General features: G+C 38.5%; 27 protein-coding genes. 8 read left to right on the forward strand and 19 right to left on the reverse strand.

Annotation, left to right across the window (positions count from 1 at the left end):
• Positions 1–25: 25 nt before the first annotated feature.
• The 4 genes from proC to ppx all read right to left on the reverse strand — a co-directional run bounded on the left by proC (position 26) and on the right by ppx (position 4,628).
• The gene (gene proC, locus ACY45D_RS14455) at positions 26–856 is read right to left on the reverse strand and encodes a pyrroline-5-carboxylate reductase (RefSeq protein WP_463107355.1); all 831 of its coding nucleotides are present in this window, start codon (positions 854–856) and stop codon (positions 26–28) included.
• Positions 853–2,244: a tRNA lysidine(34) synthetase TilS gene (gene tilS / locus ACY45D_RS14460; protein ID WP_463107356.1), complete on the reverse strand. Its 1,392-nt coding sequence runs from the start codon at positions 2,242–2,244 to the stop codon at positions 853–855. The genes proC and tilS overlap by 4 nt, the downstream gene beginning before the upstream one ends.
• Positions 2,181–3,005, reverse strand: coding sequence for an acetyl-CoA carboxylase carboxyltransferase subunit alpha (locus ACY45D_RS14465; protein WP_120384872.1), 825 nt, complete (start codon positions 3,003–3,005; stop codon positions 2,181–2,183). Before ACY45D_RS14465 ends, tilS begins: the two co-directional genes overlap by 64 nt.
• 102 nt (positions 3,006–3,107) lie before the next feature.
• A complete protein-coding gene (gene ppx, locus ACY45D_RS14470) occupies positions 3,108–4,628 on the reverse strand; it encodes an exopolyphosphatase (RefSeq protein ID WP_463107357.1) in 1,521 nt (506 codons plus the stop codon).
• Between the two features lie 293 nt (positions 4,629–4,921).
• On the opposite strand from ppx, the gene trxA reads away from it, so the two are divergent.
• The 3 genes from trxA to ACY45D_RS14485 all read left to right on the forward strand — a co-directional run bounded on the left by trxA (position 4,922) and on the right by ACY45D_RS14485 (position 7,510).
• Positions 4,922–5,248: a thioredoxin gene (trxA, locus tag ACY45D_RS14475; protein WP_463107358.1), complete on the forward strand. Its 327-nt coding sequence runs from the start codon at positions 4,922–4,924 to the stop codon at positions 5,246–5,248.
• Between the two features lie 331 nt (positions 5,249–5,579).
• A complete protein-coding gene (rho, locus tag ACY45D_RS14480; RefSeq protein WP_120384869.1) occupies positions 5,580–6,848 on the forward strand; it encodes a transcription termination factor Rho in 1,269 nt (422 codons plus the stop codon).
• 380 nt (positions 6,849–7,228) lie between these two features.
• Complete coding sequence (locus tag ACY45D_RS14485; protein ID WP_089606022.1) at positions 7,229–7,510, forward strand: hypothetical protein; 282 nt, start codon at positions 7,229–7,231, stop codon at positions 7,508–7,510.
• Positions 7,511–7,689: 179 nt separating this feature from the next.
• Here the strand turns inward: ACY45D_RS14485 and ACY45D_RS14490 are convergent, their stop codons facing one another.
• From ACY45D_RS14490 to pheS, 3 genes are all read right to left on the reverse strand, one after another.
• On the reverse strand, positions 7,690–7,986 hold the full coding sequence (locus tag ACY45D_RS14490; protein WP_010117259.1) for an integration host factor subunit alpha: 297 nt from the start codon (positions 7,984–7,986) through the stop codon (positions 7,690–7,692).
• Positions 7,983–10,364 (reverse strand): phenylalanine--tRNA ligase subunit beta, encoded by a 2,382-nt coding sequence (gene pheT / locus ACY45D_RS14495; protein WP_463107359.1) that lies wholly within the window; start codon positions 10,362–10,364, stop codon positions 7,983–7,985. Before pheT ends, ACY45D_RS14490 begins: the two co-directional genes overlap by 4 nt.
• Before the next feature lie 240 nt (positions 10,365–10,604).
• Positions 10,605–11,585: a phenylalanine--tRNA ligase subunit alpha gene (gene pheS, locus ACY45D_RS14500; protein WP_463107360.1), complete on the reverse strand. Its 981-nt coding sequence runs from the start codon at positions 11,583–11,585 to the stop codon at positions 10,605–10,607.
• Between the two features lie 217 nt (positions 11,586–11,802).
• Here pheS and ACY45D_RS14505 point away from each other — a divergent pair, with 217 nt between their 5' ends.
• Entirely contained in the window at positions 11,803–12,822 is a 1,020-nt protein-coding gene (locus ACY45D_RS14505; RefSeq protein ID WP_463107361.1) for a hypothetical protein, read from the forward strand.
• A gap of 164 nt (positions 12,823–12,986) precedes the next feature.
• Here ACY45D_RS14505 and ACY45D_RS14510 read toward each other — a convergent pair whose 3' ends face one another.
• The 3 genes from ACY45D_RS14510 to ACY45D_RS14520 all read right to left on the reverse strand — a co-directional run bounded on the left by ACY45D_RS14510 (position 12,987) and on the right by ACY45D_RS14520 (position 14,370).
• Positions 12,987–13,472 (reverse strand): N-acetyltransferase family protein, encoded by a 486-nt coding sequence (locus ACY45D_RS14510; RefSeq protein ID WP_463107362.1) that lies wholly within the window; start codon positions 13,470–13,472, stop codon positions 12,987–12,989.
• A 195-nt stretch (positions 13,473–13,667) separates the two neighbouring features.
• Positions 13,668–13,865 carry a hypothetical protein gene (locus tag ACY45D_RS14515; protein WP_463107363.1) on the reverse strand — a complete coding sequence of 66 codons (198 nt, stop codon included), beginning with the start codon at positions 13,863–13,865 and terminating at the stop codon, positions 13,668–13,670.
• 127 nt (positions 13,866–13,992) lie between these two features.
• The gene (locus tag ACY45D_RS14520; RefSeq protein WP_463107364.1) at positions 13,993–14,370 is read right to left on the reverse strand and encodes a hypothetical protein; all 378 of its coding nucleotides are present in this window, start codon (positions 14,368–14,370) and stop codon (positions 13,993–13,995) included.
• A gap of 62 nt (positions 14,371–14,432) precedes the next feature.
• Here ACY45D_RS14520 and ACY45D_RS14525 point away from each other — a divergent pair, with 62 nt between their 5' ends.
• Positions 14,433–14,837, forward strand: coding sequence for a DUF1398 family protein (locus tag ACY45D_RS14525; protein WP_463107365.1), 405 nt, complete (start codon positions 14,433–14,435; stop codon positions 14,835–14,837).
• 84 nt (positions 14,838–14,921) lie between these two features.
• Here the strand turns inward: ACY45D_RS14525 and rplT are convergent, their stop codons facing one another.
• The gene (gene rplT, locus ACY45D_RS14530; protein WP_004723060.1) at positions 14,922–15,281 is read right to left on the reverse strand and encodes a 50S ribosomal protein L20; all 360 of its coding nucleotides are present in this window, start codon (positions 15,279–15,281) and stop codon (positions 14,922–14,924) included.
• 11 nt (positions 15,282–15,292) lie between these two features.
• Positions 15,293–15,487, reverse strand: a complete 195-nt coding sequence (gene rpmI / locus ACY45D_RS14535) for a 50S ribosomal protein L35 (RefSeq protein ID WP_002054552.1) — start codon at positions 15,485–15,487, stop codon at positions 15,293–15,295.
• 226 nt (positions 15,488–15,713) lie between these two features.
• Between rpmI and ACY45D_RS14540 the strand changes: the two genes are divergently transcribed.
• Together ACY45D_RS14540 and ACY45D_RS14545 are read left to right on the forward strand one after the other, a co-directional pair.
• Positions 15,714–16,982 (forward strand): MFS transporter, encoded by a 1,269-nt coding sequence (locus tag ACY45D_RS14540; protein WP_463107366.1) that lies wholly within the window; start codon positions 15,714–15,716, stop codon positions 16,980–16,982.
• A 138-nt stretch (positions 16,983–17,120) separates the two neighbouring features.
• A complete protein-coding gene (locus ACY45D_RS14545) occupies positions 17,121–17,876 on the forward strand; it encodes a TonB family protein (RefSeq protein WP_463107367.1) in 756 nt (251 codons plus the stop codon).
• Between the two features lie 52 nt (positions 17,877–17,928).
• Here the strand turns inward: ACY45D_RS14545 and ACY45D_RS14550 are convergent, their stop codons facing one another.
• From ACY45D_RS14550 to ACY45D_RS14560, 3 genes are all read right to left on the reverse strand, one after another.
• Positions 17,929–18,354, reverse strand: coding sequence for a YqaA family protein (locus ACY45D_RS14550; RefSeq protein WP_463107368.1), 426 nt, complete (start codon positions 18,352–18,354; stop codon positions 17,929–17,931).
• Positions 18,355–18,380: 26 nt separating this feature from the next.
• Entirely contained in the window at positions 18,381–18,668 is a 288-nt protein-coding gene (locus ACY45D_RS14555; protein ID WP_463107369.1) for a hypothetical protein, read from the reverse strand.
• A 70-nt stretch (positions 18,669–18,738) separates the two neighbouring features.
• Positions 18,739–19,356, reverse strand: a complete 618-nt coding sequence (locus tag ACY45D_RS14560) for a glutathione S-transferase N-terminal domain-containing protein (RefSeq protein WP_463107370.1) — start codon at positions 19,354–19,356, stop codon at positions 18,739–18,741.
• Positions 19,357–19,758: 402 nt separating this feature from the next.
• Here ACY45D_RS14560 and ACY45D_RS14565 point away from each other — a divergent pair, with 402 nt between their 5' ends.
• Entirely contained in the window at positions 19,759–20,148 is a 390-nt protein-coding gene (locus ACY45D_RS14565; protein ID WP_463109494.1) for a hypothetical protein, read from the forward strand.
• 89 nt (positions 20,149–20,237) lie between these two features.
• Here ACY45D_RS14565 and infC read toward each other — a convergent pair whose 3' ends face one another.
• From infC to ACY45D_RS14585, 4 genes are all read right to left on the reverse strand, one after another.
• A complete protein-coding gene (gene infC, locus ACY45D_RS14570) occupies positions 20,238–20,789 on the reverse strand; it encodes a translation initiation factor IF-3 (RefSeq protein ID WP_463109495.1) in 552 nt (183 codons plus the stop codon).
• Between the two features lie 5 nt (positions 20,790–20,794).
• Positions 20,795–22,717, reverse strand: coding sequence for a threonine--tRNA ligase (gene thrS / locus ACY45D_RS14575; protein WP_463107371.1), 1,923 nt, complete (start codon positions 22,715–22,717; stop codon positions 20,795–20,797).
• A 170-nt stretch (positions 22,718–22,887) separates the two neighbouring features.
• On the reverse strand, positions 22,888–23,373 hold the full coding sequence (locus ACY45D_RS14580; RefSeq protein WP_463107372.1) for a YecA family protein: 486 nt from the start codon (positions 23,371–23,373) through the stop codon (positions 22,888–22,890).
• 403 nt (positions 23,374–23,776) lie between these two features.
• Positions 23,777–24,937, reverse strand: coding sequence for an alanine racemase (locus ACY45D_RS14585; RefSeq protein ID WP_463107373.1), 1,161 nt, complete (start codon positions 24,935–24,937; stop codon positions 23,777–23,779).
• Positions 24,938–24,988: the final 51 nt, after the last annotated feature.

Below are 24,988 nucleotides of genomic sequence, written 5' to 3' on the forward strand. Positions count from 1 at the left end.
GGAACGTTCCTAAAAATTCAATTAATTATTTAATACTGTCACTTAACTCTTGAGCCAATTCCTGACTACGCTTTTGCGCAGCAGCCAAAGCTGTCTGAATATTTTGTGAAATTTGAGCACGATCAAATACTTCAAGTGCCGCTTGGGTTGTTCCATTTGGCGAAGTTACATTTTTACGTAATTCTGAAGGAGAATTCGAACTGGTGATTGCCATTTGGGCAGCACCTAAAGCTGTTTGTAATGTTAATGCTGTTGCTACTTTTTCATCGAGTCCCATATTTTTTCCAGCACGAATCATACTTTCCATCATATAGAAAAAGTATGCAGGGCCAGAACCTGAAACCGCTGTAACAGCATCGACTTGAGCTTCTGAGCTCACCCAAATCGTTAAACCCGTAGCAGCAAGCACTTGTGTCGCAAGTTCACGATCTTTAGTTTCAACGGCATCATAGGCGAATATACCATGCGCACCCGTTTGAACTAAAGCTGGTGTATTTGGCATCACACGAACCACACGATCATTTCCTGTTAATGCTGAAATGGTTTTAATTTCAGCACCAGCCACGATCGAAATGATCAATTTACCATCAAATAAACCTTGAAGTGGTTTAAGTACCGTACCTAAAACTTGTGGCTTCACAGCAAGAACAACAATATCCGCATGTTTAATTGCCGCAGCATTATCATCTGTGACATGCACATCTTTTTCGAGCAGTAATTGTCTCACACTTTCTACAGGGTCTGAAACTGTAATACGAGTTGCAGGTAAACCACGACTAATCAAGCCTCCTATCAGGGCTTGAGCCATATTCCCACCACCAATAAAAGTAATATTACAATTGAGAACTGCACTCATGAATCACACTCGACCTTATTTTTAAACGCTGAGATTAAATTTGGTTGCCATCCACCTATTTCACAATATTGAGATTGCGCCAACCAAAATCCTTTTGGTGTAAAAACACCAAGCATAACATTATCTACACTTAATATTTGAATTGTATGACGCATCCAAGGAAAAATATGTGCTTCTTGAATGGCTTTTTTCAAAGGCCAAGCACCGACTCTGCCATAGAGATGAACTTTTTCACCGCCCAAACGTGCTTTCAATGTCAGCTTACAATTCAGCAATGCAAAAGACAGACCCATTTTAGCCGTTTCGATGACAAATGCACCTGATGCTAAATCCAATTTATCTTTGAGATTCAAACTCAATTGTTGCTCCAACTGATACTCTGTTGATTTTGAAGCTAAATATTTTTCTTTTTCAATACGATACAAATAATTTTGATAACGCAGATAATAAAAATGATTCCACTGCAATGCAGCTTGTGAATCCACTTTTGAATCAATCACCTCATCAAAAATTCGGTTCACCATATCAAATGCAGGGCGGTAGGTATGTTCCCCTTTCATCCAAGCAGATAATAGTTGCCGCTGCCGAGCCAATGAAAGTTGTTGAAATTTATTTAGATCAAGCCGTTCAGCATTACCACAAAATGCTAAATCTTCGACTAAAACCTCATTCAGAATCTGCTCGGCATCCTGCATCAAATAACTGGTTCGAGCCAAAGCTTGCTGCATTTTGGGATAACGGCTTTGCAAAATATGCCAAAGTTCATGCCTACACCATGCGCGGTCATATTGAGTATCAAGATTGGTTGGATCATCAACATAGTGAATATCCTGTTGTTCTACCCATTGGCAAATCTGCTCACGCGAAAGGTCTAATAAAGGACGCCATACCGTTATTTTTTGTTGATCGATAAGCCGATAATCTACAATTTGCATTGCAGACAAACCCGAAACACCTGTCCCAGAAAGTAGTCGCAATATCACCGTTTCAGCTTGATCTTGTTGATGATGAGCAAGAACCAACACTTCATTTTCATGTAAATGCTGTCGATATGCTTGATAACGGGCTTCACGAGCTTGATTTTCAAGATTGCCATTTGCAACTTGAACATTCTGAATAATATAAGGAATATTAAGAATTAAGCATTGCTGCGCGACAAAATCCGCCCACTCATCACTGACTTTTTGTAATCGATGATTGACGTAAATTGCACGTATTTGCTGAGGGAAAAGTTGAGCCATCAAATGTAGCAAGAGCATGGAGTCCATGCCACCGCTACATCCGATTAAAAAGTGTGTATTTTCAGAAAATTGCGAATATTGCTTTAAGAAGCGAGCCCTAAATTGTCGCTGCCAAACTTCATTAAACGCTGGTAACGTGCTTCGCATCGTTCTTCTGCACTCATTGGCTGTAATTCATCAAGCGCTTGTTTTAACACATCCTTCAGTTTTTCCATAACTTCAAATGGATGTAAATGTGCGCCTTCACCTTCATCAACAACATATTCAACAATGCCGATTTCTTGCAATTTGTCTGCTGTTAATGCCAATGCTTCGCTGGCCTGTTCTGCTTTTTCAGCAGTTTTCCATAGAATAGATGCACAACCTTCAGGCGAAATCACCGAGTAAATACTGTGTGAAAGCATAACTACACGGTCTGCAACACCAATACCAAGCGCACCACCTGAACCACCTTCACCTAAAACAGTCGCAATAACAGGGACTTTTAAGCTAGAAAGTTGTGCCAAACTGGTTGCTATCGCTTCCGCTTGACCACGTTCTTCCGCACCCACACCTGGGTATGCGCCCATTGTGTCAATAAAGGTAAATACAGGTAAATTAAAACGTTCTGCCATATCTAATAAACGTTGAGACTTACGATAACCTTCAGGATTACTCATCCCAAAATTATGTTGTAATTTTTCACGTGTACTACGACCACGGTGCTGGCCTACGATCATTACGGGCTGACCATTAAAACGCGCTAATCCGCCGACCATTGCACCATCATCGCCATACAAACGATCGCCATGCAAAGCATCAAATTCTGTAAAAATTTCGCCTACATAATCCAAAAATTGCGGACGTTCAGGATGACGTGCAATTTGAACCGTTTTCCAAGCTTTAGACTGAGCAGCTTTATTTTTCATGAGTCGAGTATTATCCCTAATTCACCGATGGGTTAGATCGGAGGTTTAGAATTTTGTGATACCAAATCGTCTATACAATTCAATCATCACAAAATCTTTTCGTTAATCGATAAACTGTTCCGACTGAATATTCAATTCAATGTCCCAATGCTTAAATTGCACTTGCTCATCATGCAAATCTGCAACGAGCAACGGCCATTGTTTGGCATCACCAGAAACGCTGAGGTGCCATTGTTGCTCATTATCCACTGTCAATTCAATGGCAGGAAGCATCTCATCGCTACGGCTATGATTCAGTAAAACTGCGAGACGAAGCAATAAACAGAGATAAATAAGCTTGTGTCCACCGACTTTAAGCACATCTATTTTGGCATCGCCACGTAATTTTCGACGATGATGAGCGACCAAATGTGACAAATGGTTTTGATCAATTTGCGAAAAACCAGGAATGTCTGAATGCTGTAATAAATAAGCACTATGTTTTTGATAACCACTATGACTAATCGCTAAACCAATTTCATGCAAATAAGCCGCTCGGCGTAACAGATCACTATCATCACTGCTGAGTTTCAAGGATTGTGCAACACCATCAAATAAATGTTGTGCAGTCTCGACCACACGCTGTGCTTGCTTAGTATCTGCGCCATAACGGCCCATCATGGCCTGAACACTACGATCTCGAATGTCTTCATGCTGGAAACGTCCCAACAAGTCGTACATGACCCCTTCACGTAACGCACCATCCGAATAGACTAATTTATCGATATTTAAAACTTCAAAAACGGCGTAAAGAATCGCTAAACCTGCGGGTAAAACAGCACGACGATCTTCTTTTAAACCATCAAATTCCATATCTGAAATATGTTTATATTTCAGCATTTTATCTTTTAGCTTATCTAAACCTTCACGTGTAAGGTTTTCTTGAGCATCACTCCAGCCCATATTGACTGCAATTTGTCGGCAGGCTTTGATCGTACCACTTGAACCCACCACAGTATCCCAACCCGCTGCTTTATAGGTATTGGCGATTGAAGATAACTCTTTGCGTGCTGCAACTACTGCTTTATCAAAAGCTTTAGAGTTGATTTCACCATCGGTAAAATAAGCTTTGGTAAATGCAACACAGCCCATTTGTAATGATTCTGTATGAATAGGCTCAAATTCTTCGCCAATAATTAACTCAGTTGAACCACCGCCAATATCAATCACTAGGCGACGACCACTATTTGCCATAGTATGTGAAACGCCTAAATAAATCAGACGAGCTTCTTCACGACCTGCAATAATTTCAATCGGTTTTGGCAGTATTTCAGCCGCTTTTTGAATAAATTCATGACCATTCTTCGCTTGACGCAAAGCATTGGTCGCAACGATACGTAAGCGAGTTGGTTGTACCGAGCTTAAACGACCAACAAACCGAGCTAAACACGCCAAACCACGTTGTTGTGCGGCTTCTGTTAAATTTTTATTTTCATCCAATCCAGCAGCAAGCTGAACCTTTTCTGACATAGAAGCAACTTTTTTAACTTCACCATGATCCACACGCGCAATCGCCAAGTGGAAACTGTTCGAACCCATATCGATGGCAGCAAGTAATTCTTCATCAATCAAAAAATCAGACATTATTTATACAAACTCATACAGATGTGTGCTTAGATTAATTCACATACACGCTTTTTAAAAGCCATTTATTTAGACAATTTACTGAGACATTATTTTTTCAACATATATGACAATGATGTGACAATTTAAGTTATTTCCGCTAAGGATCCGATTGTAAATATCGACAGCTCCAATTGGACAAATTTACAATAAAGTCTGAAAATTTACGCATCCCCCTACATTGTTAAAGATGACTATGTAATACTTATATTTATAGAAGATTCATCTTTAAAATATTTTTTGGAGCACATTCCATGTCTGGCAATATCGTAAACACGACTGACGAAAACTTTGAAACTGATGTACTTAAATCTGACATCCCTGTCATTGTAGATTTCTGGGCAGGATGGTGTGCGCCATGTAAAGCCATTGCACCAGTACTTGAAGTTTTGTCGAACGAATACGAAGGTAAAGTTAAAATCGTTAAAGTTGACGTTACTGCATGTGAAGCGACTGCTGTAAATTACAATATTCGTAATATCCCAGCGTTATTGATGTTTAAAAATGGTGAAGTGGTTGCTCAACAAATTGGTGCAGCACCAAAATCAAAATTAGCGGCTTTTATTGAAGAAAATATTTAATTTTTAAAATTTAGCCGTACACGTTGATGTAAAAGAAAAATACGTTAGATTTTCTAGCGTATTTTTTTGACTATAATTTGACAAATCTATTGATCTCACTTATATTCCATGCTCAAGGAACATTAGGATTATCTTCCTGTTTCTTAAAAGACAACACATAAGATCGCCGCTCGGCAACAGAAATTGTTTTACATATTTCTCCTCGAAACAACTATATAGATTCTGAGTTTGCTATTGTTCACACACAGTTTCAACTCACCTATTGCACTGCGGACGACTTTTGCTTCTTTTTTATCTGTGTTCCACACATCCTTATTCAATCTGATCATCTATGAATTTAACTGAACTCAAGAAAAAACCGATCGGCGAACTCATTAAAATTGCTGAGTTTATGGGCCTAGAAGGAATGGCTCGTAACCGTAAGCAAGACATCATTTTTGCCATCTTAAAACGCCATGCAATGAATGGCGAAGAAATTTTTGGTGATGGTGTTCTTGAAATTTTGTCTGATGGTTTCGGCTTTTTACGCTCTGCTGCTGGTTCTTACCTTGCAGGTCCTGACGATATCTATGTGAGTCCATCACAAATCCGTCGTTTTAACTTACGTACTGGTGATACCATTACAGGTACGATTCGCCCACCAAAAGAAGGCGAACGTTACTTTGCTTTATTAAAAGTTAATCAAATTAACTACGACACACCTGAAAACTCTCGCAATAAAATCTTATTTGAAAACTTAACTCCACTGTTCCCGACTGAACAATTGGTTATGGAATTAGGAAATGGTTCTTCTGAAGATTTAACTGCACGTGTCGTTGACCTCGTTGCTCCAATTGGTAAAGGACAACGTTCTATTATCGTTGCACCGCCAAAAGCGGGTAAAACGATGTTATTACAGAACATTGCCCAATCGATTGTACGTAACAATCCTGAATGTTTCTTGATTGTACTTCTGATTGACGAACGTCCTGAAGAAGTGACTGAAATGGAACGTACTGTTCGTGGTGAAGTGGTTGCGTCTACTTTTGACGAATCACCTGCTCGTCACGTACAAGTTGCTGAAATGGTCATTGAAAAAGCAAAACGTTTAGTAGAGCACAAGAAAGATGTCGTGATTCTACTCGACTCTATTACGCGTTTAGCACGTGCCTACAACACTGTTGTTCCTTCATCTGGTAAGGTTTTAACAGGTGGTGTGGATGCGCATGCTCTAGAACGCCCTAAGCGTTTCTTTGGTGCTGCACGTAATATCGAAGAAGGTGGTTCACTCACCATTATTTCTACTGCCTTAATTGAAACAGGTAGTAAAATGGATGAAGTGATCTATGAAGAATTCAAAGGTACAGGTAACCAAGAGATCACGCTTGATCGTCGTATTGCTGAAAAACGTGTCTTCCCAGCAATGAACATCAAGAAATCTGGTACTCGCCGTGAAGAACGTCTCATGAGTGAAGAAAATTTACGTAAAGTTTGGATTCTGCGTAAACTTCTTCACCCTATGGATGAATTAGCTGCAATGGAATTCTTACTTGATCGTATGAAAGAAACCAAAACCAATGATGATTTCTTTGATCAAATGAAGCGTAAAGCTGCAAACTAAGTCAATAAGCACATAAAAAAGCTACCTACAAAGGTGGCTTTTTATTTGGTTGACATTTTTTACATAAATATACAAATGCCACTTTAGCGTGTTACCTAACATTGCAAGCAATTGAATAATAAAATCATTACCAAATAAATTCTATGTTTTTTAATAAGTTATTTATCGACAAACCAATCTAAAAACACAAATCAATTGTAATTTTCTGTTAAAAAAACAACATTTTTTCATCAATTTCATCAGTTTTTTTACTTTAACCAGTAGCAATTCAAAATGCGCAGTGATAGCATATTCGCATACCAGTTAGGCTGCCCATGCAAAAAGCAAAAAACAGGCTAACTTGGGTTTTTTGTCTCAATTTAATTTATGAGAGTGATGCCATGTTATTCAAAAAAATCGCTATTGCTGCTGCAGTTGCTACTACTTTAGCTTTCGTTGGTTGTGCTAAAAAAACTGAAGAAGCTGCTGCTGATGCAAACGCTGCTGCTTCTCAAGCTGTAGAAGCTGCTTCTGAAGCTACTGCTGCTGCTGACGCTGTTGCTGCTTCTGCTGTAGATGCTGCTGCTGACGCTTCTGCTGCTGCTGCTGACGCTACTGCTGCTGCTTCTGACGCTACTGCTGCTGCTGCTGACGCTACTGCTGCTGCTTCAGCTGCTCACTAATAATCGCTTAGATTATTATCGAAAAAAGAGAACCTTTGGTTCTCTTTTTTTTGCTTTAAAAATAAAAAGATAAATAAAAAACCTGCAACACATTAAACAAGCTTCTCAGCCCATAAAACCTTAGGCATAAAAAAAACCCCGGGTTAAACTCAGGGCTTCTTTCACAATACAATTAATGATTAATCGTCTTGCTCTGTACCTACACGTTGTCTAAATTTCTGACCTGCACGGAATGTAACAACACGGCGTGCTGAGATTGGAATTTCTTCCCCTGTTTTTGGGTTTCGACCAGGACGTTGACGCTTGTCACGTAATTCGAAATTACCAAATCCTGAAAGTTTGACTTGTTCACCAGCAATTAATGCTTGGCTAATTTCATCAAAAAACAACTCGACCATTTGTTTTGCTTCACGACGGTTCAAACTCGTAAGCTCACTTAAATGATCAGCCATTTCTGCTTTTGTTAATGCTGTCATGAGGCCCTCAATGTCGCTTGATAAGTGTTTTCTAACACTTGAATAATATTATCCATACCAGATTTAATTTCAGCATCTTCCAAAGTACGTGACGGGTGTTGCCACAACAATGCAAATGCCAAAGAGCGTTTACCGTTTTCAACACCTTGACCGGTGTACACATCGAATAGCCAAGTTGAGTTCAATAACGCTCCACCTGTTTGTTCGATAAGTTGCTGAATTTCGCTAACATTAATCTTATCATTAATTAAAAGCGCAATATCACGTCTAACCGATGGAAATCGTGATAATTCTGTAAAATTAGATACATAAGTTTGCAAAACAGCCGACTGATCGAGTTCTGCAACCCAAGTTATGCCCAAATCTAGTGCATCTTCTAAAGAAGGGTGTAAACGACCTAAATAACCAACTGATTTTCCAGCAACTATAATCTCAGCAGATTGACCTGGATGCAACCATTCTCGCTCAGTGCGTACATATTCAACTTTAACACGACCAGCAGCTAAAACCTCTTCTACCTCACCTTTGAGATCAAAGAAATCCATTGGCTGTGCTTTACCATGCCATGATTCTGCTTGTTTAGCACCTACAGCAATCATCGCTAAAGTCGGTATTTGTTTGAGATCATCAATTGTTTGTGCATTTTGATAATCAAAACGTAAACCTAATTCAAAGAAACGAACTCGGTTTTGCTGACGATTGATATTATGTTGTACACATGGAATCAAACTTGAAAGCAAAGTTGAGCGCATCACCGCTAAATCACTTGAAATTGGGTTGGCCAATACCAAAGGATTCACTTGCGAATTTAACTGCTTTTCAAGTTTCAAATCTGCAAAACTAAAACTAATCGCTTCCTGATAACCTAAAGTCACCAAAGTTTGACGAAGTTGGTTTAGATCAAATTGATCTTGATGCTTTGCAAGTTGTACATCTATCACAGGCAAGCTGATTTGAATATTGTCATAGCCATGAATACGTGCAACTTCTTCAATAAGATCTTGATAAATTGCCATATCATAACGATATGATGGCGGTACGACTGTCCACTCACCTTCAGCATTCTCAGTCACATTACAACCTAAACGCTGTAAAGCATCTGTAATAAACGAAGATTCAACCTGATAACCGAGCAATTGATCTACTTGAGCTTGTTTTAACACAATTGCTTCACGTTTTGGCAATAGCTCAACTTTTTCAGCCACAGTGATTGGACCAAATTCACCACCCGCAAGTTCTTGAATCAATTGTGATGCACGATGCATTGCAATCATCGGTAATTCAAAGTCTACACCACGTTCATAACGTTGTGATGCGTCTGTATGCAATCCATAACGACGTGCGCGACCTGCAATATGCAATGGCGCAAAGAAAGCCGATTCAAGGAAAATTTCAGTGGTTTCATCTGTAACAGATGAAGATAAACCACCCATAATCCCTGCAATTGCTAATGCTTTTTCATCATCAGCAATCACCATCACATCTTCAGTGAGCTCGATTTCCTGATCATTTAACAACACCAATTTTTCTTTGGCATTGGCTTGGCGTACATGCACTGAACCTTGAACTTTACCACCATCAAAGGCATGTAATGGCTGACCAAGTTCGATCAATACATAGTTGGTAATATCCACCAAAATACTATGCTGACGAATCCCTGAACGTGCAAGTGCTTGCTCCATCCATTCAGGTGTGGGTGCTTTGGTATTGACGTTTTTAATCACACGACCTAAATAACGAGGGCAACCATCTGTATCAACATTAACTTGCTTTTGATCTGTGATCGTTGAGCTAACTTCTTTAATTTCTGGTGCTGTGACTGGAAGTTGGTTAATCACACCAATTTCACGAGCAATACCACGAACACTAAAACAGTCACCACGGTTAGGTGTGATACTGATATCAATCACATGATCATCAAGATTTAAATATTCACGGATATTGAGGCCAATAGGTGCATCGGCAGGAAGCTCTAAAAGCCCATCAATCTTATCTTCTAGGTCAATTTCAGAAGCACCACAAAGCATGCCTTGTGACTCGACTCCACGAAGTTTGCCTTTTTTAATTTTAAAGTCACCTGGAAGCACAGCACCAATCGTTGCTACAGGAACTTTCATCGCTACACGTACATTCGGCGCACCACATACGATCTGCAAAGGCTCGCCAGTACCAATATTAACCGTGGTTACACGTAGACGATCTGCATCTGGATGCTGCTCTACCGTCACAACCTCACCAACAACGACACCTGTAAAAGGTTTAGCCGCAGGTGTTAAGTCATCTACCTCTAAGCCCAACATGGTGAGTTGGTCAGATAGCGTTTCACTATCAATTGCAGGATTTACCCACGTGCGAAGCCAATTCTCGCTAATTTTCATACATTCATTCCTTAATCTCCCCTAACCCCTCTTTCAAAATGAGGGGAAAACCTCGCACTGCATTGCTGTCGGTGAAAGTCCCCCTTTTTTTTAAGGGGGGTTTAGGGGGATTGATCAATACCTATAAATCTAAATTTTAGAATCCCTCTCTAACGCTCCCTTTTCCAAAGGGAGAGAACCCTGTGTTATCACGAACAACCCCTCTCCTTTTAGGAGAGGCAGGGAGAGGTATAAATCTGTTTAAGCAAATTGGCGTAAGAAACGCACATCATTTTGGTAGAACATACGCAAGTCATTGATGCCATAACGTAACATCGCAAAACGCTCTACACCCAAACCAAATGCGAAGCCTTTATATTTTTCAGGGTCAATACCCGCCGCTTGCAGCACGTTAGGATGCACCATACCGCAACCCAAAACCTCTAACCATTTGCCACGTTCATCCATAATATCGACTTCAGCACTTGGCTCAGTAAATGGGAAGTAAGATGGGCGGAAACGTACTTTCAAATCTTTTTCAAAGAATTCATTTAAAAGATTCACCAATAAACCTTTTAATTCTGCGAAGCTGGTATTTTCCGCAACATATAAACCTTCAATCTGATGGAACATCGGTGAATGCGTTTGATCAGAGTCACAACGGTACACACGACCTGGGCAGACAATACGAATTGGCGGTTGAGAACTTTCCATCGTACGGATTTGCACACCTGAAGTGTGCGTGCGCAACAAATGGTTTGCATCAAAATAGAAAGTATCATGCATTGCACGTGCAGGATGATGCCCCGGAATGTTCAATGCTTCAAAGTTATGATAATCATCTTCAACTTCAGGACCTGTCGCAACCGTAAAGCCAGCTTTAGTAAAGAATTGGCAAATACGTTCTTGAACCTGAGTCACAGGGTGGATACTACCCACAGTTTGCCCACGACCCGGCAAGGTAATATCAATCGTTTCGCTTGCAAGCTTTTGTTCTAACGCAGCTTTTTGTAATTCCGCTTGGCGTTCTGTGAGCGCTGTATTAATCGCTTCACGAACAGCATGAATTGCAGCACCCTGAACTTTACGCTCTTCAGGATCCATTTTACCAAGTGCCTTAGATTGTTCCGCAAGCTGGCTTTTTTTCCCTGTAAATTGCACTCGTACTTGATCGAGTGCAGCAAGGTCTTGAGCTGCTGCAATCGCAGCGAGCGCTTCAGTGGTCAGGGCTTCCAGTGACATAGTAACTCTCAAAGCAACAATTTAGAAAAATAATATAACTCGGTATTCTACCAGTTTTTATGCAGTTGGATGAAGTTTCCCCGCGACAAAAATGATGATTAGTCACTCCTTAGACCCAATAAATTGTATATTTTCCGATACGAATGAAAATGAAAGGCTAGAACTCTGATTTATAATAAGTATAAAATGAAACGAATGTCGCTGAGATTGATAAAAAATGGCACTCGATCAAATCTGGAAACAACAACTTACTCTTGTTACTTATGGCAATGAATATCTATCCCAAGAACTCAGCTTCAACCGCTGGGTAAATCATGCCATATTTAATCAGCATACTTTTGCTTTTCGAGATTTACTCAGTCAACACTTACTTGCTCAACATTTTCAAGTTTGGTTAGAGGGGCTTAAAAAACAAGGCGTTAATCGTTTAAGCCTTCATCTCTCATCAGTACTGAATGAAGAAAAGAACCCAAATCCAAATGTTGAACTACTGCCAATTACACATTTTATTGTCAGTCACACCCCTCAGAAAAAGACAGCTTGGATTTTTGGTAAAGAATTGGCTGAATGGTATAACGCTGATAATGATTATGAAGCACCGCTTGCTCAGCGAACCAAACTTCGCTCGGAAGTATTTTGGCAATTTGAACTCAATACAAAATACAACAAACGCATTGAACAAGATTTAGCCCCACCCAATTGGGATGATATTGATACTTATACCGATAATGAATTATTTAATACAAAATATGCGCAAGGCTTTCAAGAACCAATCAATAAAGACCAACCCTATTTAGGTTTAAGTACAACAGAACAATTAGATGAAGAAATTGGGCAAAAGCTGTCATTATTACCAACAGACGATCAAGCAGATTATGCTCATGAAACGCTGCATCGCTTAGAAGCCTTGTCTCAGTTTGTACACGCTAAACTTCAGCATCCTTATGATGAAAATGAACATGCATTAAGTGCTGATGAACAGCTGAATTTGCGTCATTTTTCTCAGAAATTGGATGATCTTACTGCCAAATCAGTAACTAAAATCGCCAATCACTACAAATCCGCTCGCTTAACACCGAAAGTGGTCGCTTCACCGTTTGAGAATACAAAAACAGAACAACGTCAATCGTTTAGTTCAAAACCAAGTGGTGATCATAAGGTTGGAAAATCGAGCGTCTTAACCTTAATCATTATTACCATCTTAATTTGTATCGCTGCTTATTACTTTGGACTATAAATACACTCAATTGTGCAACTAGACAGCAATATTGTTCCTCGACAATTGCTGTCTCTTTTTGATTAAAAAACCAAATAAATCATAACCTTACCCATAACAAACCAATGTTTTTTAGCTTACTAAATATCTCAAACCTGACATCGATCACTTCTGATTCTTAATTTTCAAAAAATTTTCCATTGATAAGATACTTCCGTAACCCCTTCTCCGAGATCAGAAGCATCTTCCTCTCCCACAGCCTGTCCACCCATTTTTTCATAAAAATAGCGACTTGGGTTTTTATTGATCACTTCTAAACGAAGAATACTGTGCTGCTTCGGATGCACAAGTTGATGAAATGTTTCAAACATCGCACGTCCAATCCCTTCACCTTGAATATTTTTCAATAAATAAAATGCTCGAATTTCTGCAATATGACTATTCGGATTCAAATAGCCATCTAAAAATCCTAAAATTCGTCCATTTTTTTCATACACAAAGAGCTGATGGTCTGGATCAGGAATAATGTGTTGCCAAAGCGTCAATCTTTTGGGAACACTCAAATTATCTAAAACTTCTGGTTTTATGATACCTGTATAGGTTTCTTTCCAACTTTGTACATGAATTTCTGCAATTTGTTGTGCATCACTGTCTAAAGCAATACGAATCATTTGAATCTCCCCATATTTTTATTGTCAATTTTTTAGCTGGCTCATGAATGATTTATTCACTTCTTAAAATTCTGCCGATGCTTTTAAACACGCACCAAATAAAAAAGCAGCTAAATTTAGCCACTTTCTTATTGAATTTGTAAAACTTAAATTAAGAAACTATCGTTAGATTGTCAACTTTAGAATAATGAACATTTAGAATAATGGTCGAATCGTTAAAATCACCTTTTGTTCATTGGCATGTTGGTTAATGTAATGTTCAATACCAGTCACTTCGCCTTTGACTTCTGCATCTGCGCCATACATCACTTTAAGCGTTTCCCCGATTCTTGGTAAAACTTGTAACTCTACTTCGATTGAACCTTGTTGCAGACCTTCAATTTCAACTCGCATGCTAAAACTCCAATTTTTATTGTCAGTTTAACTTTATTTCACGTACCGCCAAAGACCTATACTTTTCATGTTGATTTTGTGTATAGATTCAGCATTTATGCGATTTTATAAGCTTATAAAGTCTTGATTAATCTTCATAATCAAGCTCATCTTCATCAATATTGATAAAATTTGGTTGTGGCGTGATTTCAAACTGTACAGCATGAATAGTTGGTAAATTCAAAAGTTTGGCTTTTGCTATTCGATGCATACCATCCATCACTCGCCCATTGGCACATAAAATAATAGGATAGTTAAAATCTGCTGCTTGAATTAGTTTGAAATGTTCAATGATTTGCTGAGTTGTTGGATGTGTATCTGGAAACCAATATGCTTCATCTAATTCTTGAATATTTGCTAATGGGACTTCAATGATTGGAAAATCTTGACTCAGTTGAATCAGATGATGCACATCCCAAATATAACTGTCTTCACCAACTTGACGAAAATGGTATTGTTTGCGCATAGAACCACACTCTATAATTTGATCAAATAAATGCCATAAACAAAATAGTTAGAGCAGTAACAATGACAGATTTTACATCAAAACAAATTTCAACGATTAATGCTGTATTTGAGCAATCCAACTCAGGTGAAATTCATTTTGGCGAAGTGATTCAGCAACTAATCTCTGTTGGCATTGAATCTTACACTGTAGATTATCGACGTGGTGAAACAACCTATTACCTTCCCAATGGGGCAAGTGTTCGCCATACTTTTGAAACTGATGCAACTTCAATCGCCGCACATTTTGATGCACAATTGGTTAAACAAGCTATTCTAGGCGCGCAGTCAGGACAAGTGATGTATCCACTTTTCAAAGCATTAACTTATCAAGCAGCTTGTATTGGTTATTCTGTATGGATTACAGGTAAAAATGTGCAATATTTTGGACGTCTTGGGGAAATTCATTTAGAAAAATTTCCACAATAACAGTTCAAAAATAAAAATAGAGAATAAACACCAGACATAAAAAAGACCGCTATAAAAGCGGTCTTTTTTAATCATCTAAGACGATTAAGCAGCCAATGCGCCTTTAGCTTTTTCAGCTAAAGCAGCAAATGCAACTGAATCATGCATAGCGATGTCAGCAAGTACGCGACGGTCGATGATCACTTGAGCTTTTTTCAAGCCATCGATCATACGGCTGTACGACAAACCATTTTGACGAGCACCAGCATTGATACGCGCAATCCATAAAGCACGGAATTGACGTTTCTTCTGACGACGGTCACGGTAAGCGTATTGACCTGCTTTAATTACTGCTTGGAACGCTACACGATAAACACGTGAACGCGCGCCATAGTAACCTTTAGCACGAGCAAGAATTTTTTTATGACGGCGATGAGCCTGTACACCACGTTTTACACGAGCCATTTATAATCTCCTTAGATGTATGGGCACATACGACGAACTGAATTCATGTCACTTACGTGAACCATGACACAACCGCGCAATTGACGAATACGTTTAGCAGATTTTTTGGTCAAAATGTGGCGTTTGAACGCTTGTTTACGCTTGAAACCGTTAGCAGTCGCTTTGAATCGCTTAGCTGCACCACGGCGAGTTTTTAACTTAGCCATAACAACCTCTTTAAACACCTGTTCGGTACGTTCGCACCATTGCGATGACGACCTGCAGGTAAGGGAGGCAATATTCTAAATCATCTTTGTATAAAACAAAAGCAAAACTGTGGTTATTTTATCTATCTATTCACAAGTCACAGAGTTGTATTATTAACAATAAAAATAATTCATCATGTTTATTATTCACACTATAATAATCACATTATGATAAAGCTGGATAATTATGAACCCTGCTCAGGATGCTTTTGCTGCACTCCGCTATCGAGATTTTTCAATTGTCACGATCAATCAATTCTGTTTAACACTGGCCATTTTAATTCAAGAAATTATTGTTGCCTATTCACTTTATCAAATTACTAAAGACCCACTTACACTGGGTTTAATTGGTTTAGCAGAAGCGATACCTTTTATTGCACTCTCTCTTTGGGGTGGTTATTTTGCAGATAAGTTGAATAAACAAAGCATTATGAAAGTGTGTTTATTTTTTTCTTTTCCTCTGCCTTTAGTATTGTGGTGGTTATTTCACAATTATGATCAAGGACAAATCAGTGTAAATACACTATCTTGGGGAATTTATGCGGTTATTTTTGCACTTGGTACCATTCGAGGGTTTTACAATCCTTCAGCTACATCATTAAAACCCTTTTTAATCCCACGTGAATTGTATGCTAACGGTGCTACATGGACGACCATCGGCTGGCAAAGTGGTGTCATTATTGGGCCTATGCTCGGTGGTTTCATGCTGGCAGGATTAGGTCGAGAAACCAGTTTACTCTCTGTTGCTGTACTTTTATTTATCTGCTTCTGTCTAATTTCTCTCTTAAAAAAACGTACATTCCCAACCATGGAACACGATCATCTTTGGGACAGTTTAAGTGAAGGTTTCCGTTTTATTTGGAAAACCAAGATTGTCCTGTGGGCGATCTCATTGGATTTAGTTTCAGTATTATTTGGTGGCGTGATTGCACTACTCCCCATCTTTGCCGAAGATATATTGAAAGTCGGCCCTGAAGGCTTGGGCTATTTACGTGCTGCGCCTTCAATAGGTGCTCTCATCACCATGATTGCATTGACAAAATTCCCACCGACCCAACATGCATGGCGAAATATGTTATTGGCTGTTGCAGGTTTTGGGGTATTTACCTTGTTATTTGCATTTTCAAATCATCTTTGGCTTTCATTATTTGCACTTGCTATGACAGGAGCTTGTGACAGTATTTCTGTGGTCGTTCGCCAAACCATTTTACAAGTCTATCCCCCTGAAAATATGCGTGGTCGAGTTGCTGCAGTGAATGGCATGTTCGTATCTTCCAGTAATGAATTAGGCGCTTTTGAATCAGGCTTGGCTGCAAAATATATGGGCACAATTGCTGCAACAGTTTTAGGGGGTTGTACGACCATGGCCGTTGTAGCGATTAGCTGGGTAAAAACAACTGATTTATTTAAGGTTGATATTACTCAAGGCCACTCAGAATCTTCTAACAAGTCATAAACGATTCATCCCACAATTTAGAAATGATAAAAAAATGCACCTTTGGGTGCATTTTCTATTGCTTGAACATCAAATTCGATAAATACTTCGTTCAATTTAACAACTCTCATGCAATATCAATGCATGATCGCCAATTCTATGAACAAAGTTCTTGTATTAAGTTGCCTTTTATATCTGCCTGTTTACTCACATGGCACAGAAAAACTTCCAACGATTAAAGTCGAAGGCACAACCACCGAGCAATCGGGTGCTCAGCATCTCACTACACGTATTCAATGGTTGAAATTTCCTCAGCTTAGTTACCAAACGGCGGATTTAAAGAATGAAGATCGTTCTGCAATTATTCGAGTGCAGACAGATCAAGCAGGAAAAGTGATTGAAGCTGATGTGCAAGAAAGTACAGGACTTCGTGCATTGGATCAAAAACTGATTGATGCTGTTGAGAATGCGAAAGTTAAACCCATACAGAAGAATGGTAAAGCCGTTCCAATCGTTGGCTATCAGACATTTACCTTAAGTTTAAATAATGCTGAAGACCGAATATCTTCAAAGAAACAATGTACTTATTCATTTAATTCTCAAAATTGGATCAAACAAGAAAAAGATAAATCAGTTGCATTCCGTTATCTTCAACAACCTTCACTCGCACTCGATCAATCACTACTAAAAAATAAAGATCGTGTGGTCAAATTCAAATTTAAATTGAATAAACAAGGTGAAATTACTCAGGTGAAACTCACAAAACTTTCTGGTGTAAATGCAATAGATCAACAGGTTATTGAAGCCGTTGAACACGCTCAAGTCAGTGTGAAGCGCTCATACCGCACCTTATGGATCTATAAAAAATCAAGTTTTAGTGATCAAATCCAATTTAAGCAAAATGATTGTAAATAAGCTTTTGCAACAAAATTAAAGGCGCTATTTGCGTCTTTAATTTTAGAGCTTTTCAGAATAGACCTAGATAAACCCAATAAATAAACAGATAACGACTGGATTTTGCAAACGTTACGATAAAAAGAAAACGCCAAAAATTTTCCTTCATCAAACCTGCAACCAAAGTGATTGGATCACCAATGATCGGTGTCCAACTCAATAATAATGACCAAAAACCGTATTTTTGATAAATTTTCTCAGCTTTCAGCATATTCCTCTCAGACACTGGAAACCATTTTTTATTTTTAAATTGCTCTATTTTAAAACCCAGAAACCAATTGACACATGAGCCTAAAACATTACCAATCGTCGCGACCAAAAGTAGTAAATATGAGGAAAACTGAGCTTGTGCCAACAACCCCAACAAAACAGCTTCAGACTGTAAAGGCAATAAAGTTGCTGCACCAAATGCCGAAATAAACAGTACAAAATAAGCCATGAAACGCTTAATCTTTGCTTAGAATCTTACTGCAAATTCAAACGCTTTTTTGCTTTAAAATATTCAAATACTGACCACAATATAGCAATACCAAATACCACAAAACGTGCTGTTTGGTAACGTTGCGCGATCGGATCGATCATCGCTCTTACAACGGAAGTATCTTGAGAATTGATTTGAGAAAATAAATTTTGAATATGAACAATTTCAGCAATATATAAAATTAAACATCCAGCAATTCCAACAATCACACTCCAATAAATTTTTGAATTGGATTCGAGAATACCAGTTAAGTTTAAAAAGAATGCTTTCATCATCATATCCAAATACAAAAACTCAAAAACCACCAAGATGGTGGTTTTTGAGTTTAGCATAAAAACATATTTATACTTTGATCGATAATGCTCTTTGCACTGCTGGACGAGCCGTCATACGCTCAACATATTCTTTAACATAAGGATAATCTTCAAGCTGAATCTGTTGCCATTCATAGCGCAAAATCCACGGTAGAATTGCCATATCGGCGATTGAATATTCACCTGCTACAAACTTTTGACCAATGAGTTGTTGATTTAAAACACTGTATAAGCGTTTTGTTTCAGTCACATAGCGATCAATTGCATAAGGAATTTTTTCTTTGGCAAATTGACTAAAATGATGATTTTGCCCAAGCATTGGACCAAAGCCACCCATTTGCCACATGAGCCACTGTTCCACCTCAACACGATCTTGTTCATTTGTTGGATAATACAATCCTGTTTTTCGCCCTAAGTATTGCAAAATAGCACCAGACTCAAATACAGAAATTGCCTCTCCATTCGGCCCATCTTGATCAACAATTGCTGGGATTTTATTGTTTGGTGAGATTCTTAGAAAATCAGGTTGAAATTGATCATTCTCTAAAATATTGATGGGGAAAATTTGATAATCCAAACCCATTTCTTCTAAAGCAATGGTAATTTTATGACCATTGGGTGTGCCCCAATAATATAAATCAATCATGTTTCATCCTTCTGCATTTTCATATCTTTCTAAATTTTATAGCTGGGGAAAATATTCATTGTATAACATGATTCAATACTCAACCAATATAAGTTTTTTGCAATTATTATCCAATAAATTGTGATCACCACCTTTAGAATTCAGATAAATATCACCTTTTGATATTGCCTAACATTTTCATATTTCAAGCAAAGAGTGTATTCAATAGATTGACTGGTTTCAGATAGAGACCCAGCAGATTTTCAAAAAAGTTTTTATTATGCATATAAGATGTTAAATTCTTTAAACAACCGATTGCATAGATTGAAACAAAGAAAACAATAAAGCGATCTGATTACAGCATGCGTATATTTGAAACCAATACGCTTATTTCAATCCAAACGTAGGTGAAAAATGAACGATATGCGACAAAAAAATTTAGACCTGTTTGTCGTACTTATTGGTGCGATCTTTCTTGTTGTATTCATTATTTTATTTTTATTTGGCTGGCCACATTACAAAGTCTGGAAACAAGGCATGGATGGTCAGGCAGCCTTAGCCGAGGCTGAACAATCTAAAATGATTCAGGTACAAGTCGCTAAAGCAGAATTAGAAAGTGCTAAGTTACGTGCCGAAGCAATCAAGCTGGTTGGACAGGCTGCAAAAGAATATCCTGAGTATCGTAAGCAAGAGTTTATTGGTGCTTTTGGTAAAGCACTACGTGATGGAAGAATTCAACAAATTATTTATGTCCCGACTGAAGCAAATATTCCGATTGTTGAAGCAGGAAGTAAACCTCAACTCAATGAATAATCTAAGTATTGAAAAGTTGCTTGAATCGCTTTCATGAGCCAATAAAAAAAGCACTGCTGAGAGCAGTGCTTTTTGATACAAATGAATGATTACTTTTTCTTTTTCGGTCCAAGTAACATACCCATTTGACGACCTTCCATTTTTGGCGCTTGTTCGATCACACCATGATCAACCACATCTGCTTCAATTTTTTGTAATTGAGCAAGACCAATCTGTTGGTGAGCCATTTCACGACCACGGAAACGCAAAGTAATTTTAACTTTGTTGCCTTCTTCAAGAAACTTCAGAATGGCACGCAGCTTGATGTTGTAATCACCAACGTCTGTACCTGGACGCAATTTAATTTCTTTAACCTGAACTTGATGCTGTTTCTTTTTAGCATCTTTTTGCTTTTGCTTCAGATCAAATAAATGTTTGTTGAAGTCCATGATTTTACAAACAGGCGGCTCTGCATTTGCCACAATCTCAACAAGGTCAAGATCTGCATCTTCAGCAGCACGCAACGCTTCTGCAAGCGTCACGATACCTTTTTGCTCACCATCTGCAGCGACAAGACGGACTTCTTTTGCCTTAATCTCATCGTTTAATGCAGGACGATTGCTTTTAGCACCTTGTTGTTGGTTACGGTCAGGCTGTTTAATCTTTCTTACTCCACAATATACCGGCCGCGTTCGGCAACGGCTACTTTCACTAGGTCAACAAATGCATCAATTGACATAGTACCTAAATTTTTTCCAGAACGAGTACGTACATTGACTGTACCCTCTTCCACTTCACGATCACCAAGAACCAATAAATATGGAATACGTTCTAAAGTACGCTCACGAATCTTAAATCCGATTTTCTCATTTCTCAAGTCTGAAATTGCTCGAATTCCATTTTCTTTGAGTTTTGCGACGACTTGCTCACATGCAACCGCCTGAGAATCGGTAATATTCATTACACATGCTTGGACTGGAGCCAACCATGGTGGCATAAAGCCAGCGTAGTGTTCAATTAGTATACCAATAAAACGCTCAAAACTGCCAAGAATTGCACGATGTAACATCACTGGATGGTCACGATCGTTATCTTCAGTGACATAAGAAGCATCTAAACGCAATGGTAAGTTAAAGTCACACTGAATTGTACCGCACTGCCAGATACGTCCCAAACAGTCTTTCAATGAAAATTCAATCTTAGGACCATAGAACGCACCCTCACCCGGTTGTTCTTCCCATTCCAGACCCGCTTCATCCAAAGCATCTGCTAAAGATTTTTCTGCAACATCCCAAAGCTCATCAGCACCTACACGTTTTTCAGGACGAGTAGAAAGTTTCATTTGTACTTCTTCAAAACCGAAGTCTTTATAAACTTCTAAAGTCAGCTTAATAAAGTCCGCAACTTCTTTACCAATTTGCTCAGTTGTACAGAAAATATGTGCATCGTCTTGAGTAAAGCCACGTACACGCATGATCCCGTGTAAAGAACCTGATGGTTCATTACGATGACACGAACCGAACTCTGCCAAACGGATTGGAAGATCACGGTATGACTTCAAACCTTGGTTAAACACTTGAACGTGACACGGACAGTTCATTGGTTTAACCGCATAGTTACGGTTTTCAGAATGTGTGGTAAACATGTTATCTGCATAGTTTGCAGCATGCCCAGATTTTTCCCAAAGCGTAAAATCTACGATTTGTGGTGTTTTAATCTCTTGATAACCATTGTCTTGCTGAATTTTACGCATGTACTGCTCAAGTACTTGGTAAATCGTCCAACCATTGGCATGCCAAAACACCATACCCGGTGCTTCTTCTTGCATATGGAACAAGTCTAAAGCTTTACCAATTTTACGGTGATCACGCTTTTCTGCTTCTTCAATACGTTTGATATATGCAGCTAACTCTTTTTTATCAGCCCAAGCCGTACCGTAAATACGTTGTAATTGTTCATTTTTTGCATCACCGCGCCAGTAAGCACCAGAGATTTTAGTGAGCTTGAATGATTTTAAGAATTTAGTATTCGGAACGTGTGGACCACGACACATATCTAAATAATCTTGATGATAATACAAGCCCATTTGCGTTTCTTCAGGCATGTCTGCGATCAAGCGTAATTTATAGTCTTCACCACGTGCAGTAAATTCTGCGATGACTTCATCACGAGGTGTCATTTTTTTGACAACGTCATAATCTTGATCGATGAGCTTTTTCATACGCTCTTCAATCGCAGCCATATCATCTAATGTGAACGGGCGTGGCATCCAAATGTCATAGTAGAAACCTTCTTCAATGACAGGGCCAATCACCATTTTTGCTTCTGGGAATAATTGTTTTACCGCATGACCCACCAAGTGTGCAGATGAGTGACGAATAATTTCTACACCTTCTTGATTTTTAGGTGTAATAATTTCTAATGTAGCGTCTTCGGTAATTAAATCACTTGCATCGACTAAGCGACCATTTACTTTTCCTGCAACTGTATTTTTAGCAAGTCCAGGCCCAATACTTTGAGCAACTTCCATCACAGATACAGCTTGGTCAAAACTTTTTTGATCGCCATTTGGCAATGTGATAATAGGCATATTTAAAAATCCTTAAGGAGTGATGCCCCGTACAATGGAGCATGTCACCGCGAGATTATGATCGAGGAAATTCCTCAAGATAAAATCGGTGGAACAATATAAAAGTGTGTGAAATTTTACACCTTTGCTGAATATTTATAAACCTTTGTCTTCAATTAATCGCTATAAACTTATTTCAGGCAACATTTTTTATATTTTTTACCGCTACCACATGGGCAAGGATCATTTCGTCCAAATTTTTCTTCCGTTCTTTGAAAGGGTTGATTCATTTCATACATGTTTAGCAATGCCGAATGAGGTCTTAGTGGTGGGTTATCTCGTAATCCGAATTCATACTCAATCTCTTCTATTGAGCCTGCATATTGTGGATCAAAGCATCCTTTTTGATTGAGCTCACGAATTAAGTCTATACGCTCAACAGCCTTCATATCCATCCATGCCATTAAAACCGCAGTTTCACCATAAAAAATCGCATTCGGATTAAACATTGTCTTTTCAAAGCGTTCATGTAATTGATCTAAAGCACCTAAAATTTCTTGACGATATTGTGGAAATTGAAGAGCTAAATCACCTAAACACTCTGTAAACACATAAATAATATCTAATTTAATTGTCTGTAAGCCTTGAAGTAAATAAGGAATAACTGCTTCCCCCATGATTGAGAAAGCATCTGAAAAGCTACATGCCCACTCATCATCAAGATCATCAAGTCGGTAAAATTGAGTAAAAATCTTAGGACATGCTTCTACATACTTTAAGCCGCCAAGTGCAAATAATGCATAATGAACGGCAAAAAATTCAGAAGCTGTACCTGCTAATAAACTTTTATTGGTTGCAATTTCTACAAGCTCTTCAGCATCTGCAAGTGTAATTCCAAGTTGGTCAATTGTGTTGGAAACTTCTTGAGCCGTGGATAGTTCTCTTCAAGCGATGGTAATTGAAGCAACTTTTGCAATAGTGGTGAATTTTTTTTCATAATAAAATCGAATAACAAATATCTTTATTTCTGTGATTCTAGCAACAAACAAATCATTCACCTAAACACCTGTATGATTTTCTCTACTCCCTAAACGTTTCCCACGCTGCAAATGTCCCATTCTTATAACAATACAATCTAGCAAACTGCGGAATAATCGCCTCACTTTGTGTCGGTCTTAAAAACACATAATCATCCACATTTATTGCTGTGTCTTTCGGTACATTGACCATTTCCTGATTTGAACTGCGTCCATACAGCAAATGCGGACGAATACCTTTGGGATAAATATAATCTGCCATCCAATAGCCTCCATAAACAAACAAAGCCTTAAATCGATGAGGTAATTTGTTCAAAATGGGTAATCCTGGAACTTGCGTATATGGCAAAACTTTCAATACGGGCGCTGCAATCCATAATGCTGCTTTTAAATCACTTAAACTTGTACTGTCAAAATCACTTGGTTTGAGCAACATCGAACCAAATGACAGATCATTACAGACACTATGTTTCACGTGAAAATTAAAACTTGGGCTACCACCGCCATTAAAACAAAGTTTATTCACACAAAGATCAGGAAAGTGTTGCTGAATCATGGCAATATAGCGCTGATAAATCTCTTGAGACTCCCGATAAGCATCGTTTGCTTTCTTAATGACTGATGGCAATTTAGCCACATGTGCGTCATAACCCATTAACCCTGAAAACTTTAAATATTCAGGATAACGGCGAATTGTTTTAAGCATATCTGACAAGGTTTGTAGCGAACTCACCCCGCCTCGATGTAGTCCTACATCAATCTCTATATTCATTTTCAGATTTAAAGAAAATCGCTTGGCGACCTCAAGATATTGCAATAAGCGCTGAGGGGTATCGACCAACCATTGAATATTTGCGTCTTGCCAATGATGATTCATCTCATAAAAATGTTGTACTGAACTCACAGGCATAGGTTTACCCCAAAGCACATCGGCCTCGGAGAAGTTTTCAAGTATTGGAAGTAATTGTGGTAAATGAAAGACCATAAATCTTTGTGTAACAAGCTGTTGGCTAATCCGTTTTAATAATTCAAGGCTAGCTAAAGACTTCACTACGATTCGTGGCTGTACATGCTTTGCAGATTGCAATTGTGTTGCAACATACTGTAGATTTTGCGCAAAAGCCTGATCATCGATAATCAAGCGTGGCAGTGCATTATTTTGCTGTTTTAAGTCATCATTCAATTGTTCAAAAAAGTCATTCATACACGCCTCACTTATTTTCAATCTTTATATTTCAACATTTATATGCGATCA

This window comes from Acinetobacter sp. BZX-2, assembly GCF_055179795.1.

Bases quoted from the DNA above. Each gene is read 5' to 3' on its own strand.
- ACY45D_RS14510 (WP_463107362.1), bottom strand. From the start codon at position 13,472: ATGATTCGTATTGCTTTAGACAGTGATGCACAACAAATTGCAGAAATT.
- ACY45D_RS14555 (WP_463107369.1), bottom strand. From the start codon at position 18,668: ATGAAAGCATTCTTTTTAAACTTAACTGGTATTCTCGAATCCAATTCA.
- thrS (WP_463107371.1), bottom strand. From the start codon at position 22,717: ATGCCTATTATCACATTGCCAAATGGCGATCAAAAAAGTTTTGACCAA.
- ACY45D_RS14540 (WP_463107366.1), top strand. From the start codon at position 15,714: ATGAACCCTGCTCAGGATGCTTTTGCTGCACTCCGCTATCGAGATTTT.
- ACY45D_RS14550 (WP_463107368.1), bottom strand. From the start codon at position 18,354: ATGGCTTATTTTGTACTGTTTATTTCGGCATTTGGTGCAGCAACTTTA.
- rplT (WP_004723060.1), bottom strand. From the start codon at position 15,281: ATGGCTCGTGTAAAACGTGGTGTACAGGCTCATCGCCGTCATAAAAAA.
- ACY45D_RS14485 (WP_089606022.1), top strand. From the start codon at position 7,229: ATGTTATTCAAAAAAATCGCTATTGCTGCTGCAGTTGCTACTACTTTA.
- ACY45D_RS14585 (WP_463107373.1), bottom strand. From the start codon at position 24,937: ATGAATGACTTTTTTGAACAATTGAATGATGACTTAAAACAGCAAAAT.
- pheS (WP_463107360.1), bottom strand. From the start codon at position 11,585: ATGTCACTGGAAGCCCTGACCACTGAAGCGCTCGCTGCGATTGCAGCA.
- rho (WP_120384869.1), top strand. From the start codon at position 5,580: ATGAATTTAACTGAACTCAAGAAAAAACCGATCGGCGAACTCATTAAA.
- tilS (WP_463107356.1), bottom strand. From the start codon at position 2,244: ATGCGAAGCACGTTACCAGCGTTTAATGAAGTTTGGCAGCGACAATTT.
- ACY45D_RS14580 (WP_463107372.1), bottom strand. From the start codon at position 23,373: ATGGGGGAAGCAGTTATTCCTTATTTACTTCAAGGCTTACAGACAATT.
- ACY45D_RS14560 (WP_463107370.1), bottom strand. From the start codon at position 19,356: ATGATTGATTTATATTATTGGGGCACACCCAATGGTCATAAAATTACC.
- ACY45D_RS14490 (WP_010117259.1), bottom strand. From the start codon at position 7,986: ATGACAGCATTAACAAAAGCAGAAATGGCTGATCATTTAAGTGAGCTT.
- trxA (WP_463107358.1), top strand. From the start codon at position 4,922: ATGTCTGGCAATATCGTAAACACGACTGACGAAAACTTTGAAACTGAT.
- proC (WP_463107355.1), bottom strand. From the start codon at position 856: ATGAGTGCAGTTCTCAATTGTAATATTACTTTTATTGGTGGTGGGAAT.
- ACY45D_RS14545 (WP_463107367.1), top strand. From the start codon at position 17,121: ATGAACAAAGTTCTTGTATTAAGTTGCCTTTTATATCTGCCTGTTTAC.
- ACY45D_RS14505 (WP_463107361.1), top strand. From the start codon at position 11,803: ATGGCACTCGATCAAATCTGGAAACAACAACTTACTCTTGTTACTTAT.
- ACY45D_RS14525 (WP_463107365.1), top strand. From the start codon at position 14,433: ATGACAGATTTTACATCAAAACAAATTTCAACGATTAATGCTGTATTT.
- rpmI (WP_002054552.1), bottom strand. From the start codon at position 15,487: ATGGCTAAGTTAAAAACTCGCCGTGGTGCAGCTAAGCGATTCAAAGCG.
- ACY45D_RS14565 (WP_463109494.1), top strand. From the start codon at position 19,759: ATGCGACAAAAAAATTTAGACCTGTTTGTCGTACTTATTGGTGCGATC.
- ACY45D_RS14520 (WP_463107364.1), bottom strand. From the start codon at position 14,370: ATGCGCAAACAATACCATTTTCGTCAAGTTGGTGAAGACAGTTATATT.
- ACY45D_RS14515 (WP_463107363.1), bottom strand. From the start codon at position 13,865: ATGCGAGTTGAAATTGAAGGTCTGCAACAAGGTTCAATCGAAGTAGAG.
- pheT (WP_463107359.1), bottom strand. From the start codon at position 10,364: ATGAAAATTAGCGAGAATTGGCTTCGCACGTGGGTAAATCCTGCAATT.
- ppx (WP_463107357.1), bottom strand. From the start codon at position 4,628: ATGTCTGATTTTTTGATTGATGAAGAATTACTTGCTGCCATCGATATG.
- ACY45D_RS14465 (WP_120384872.1), bottom strand. From the start codon at position 3,005: ATGAAAAATAAAGCTGCTCAGTCTAAAGCTTGGAAAACGGTTCAAATT.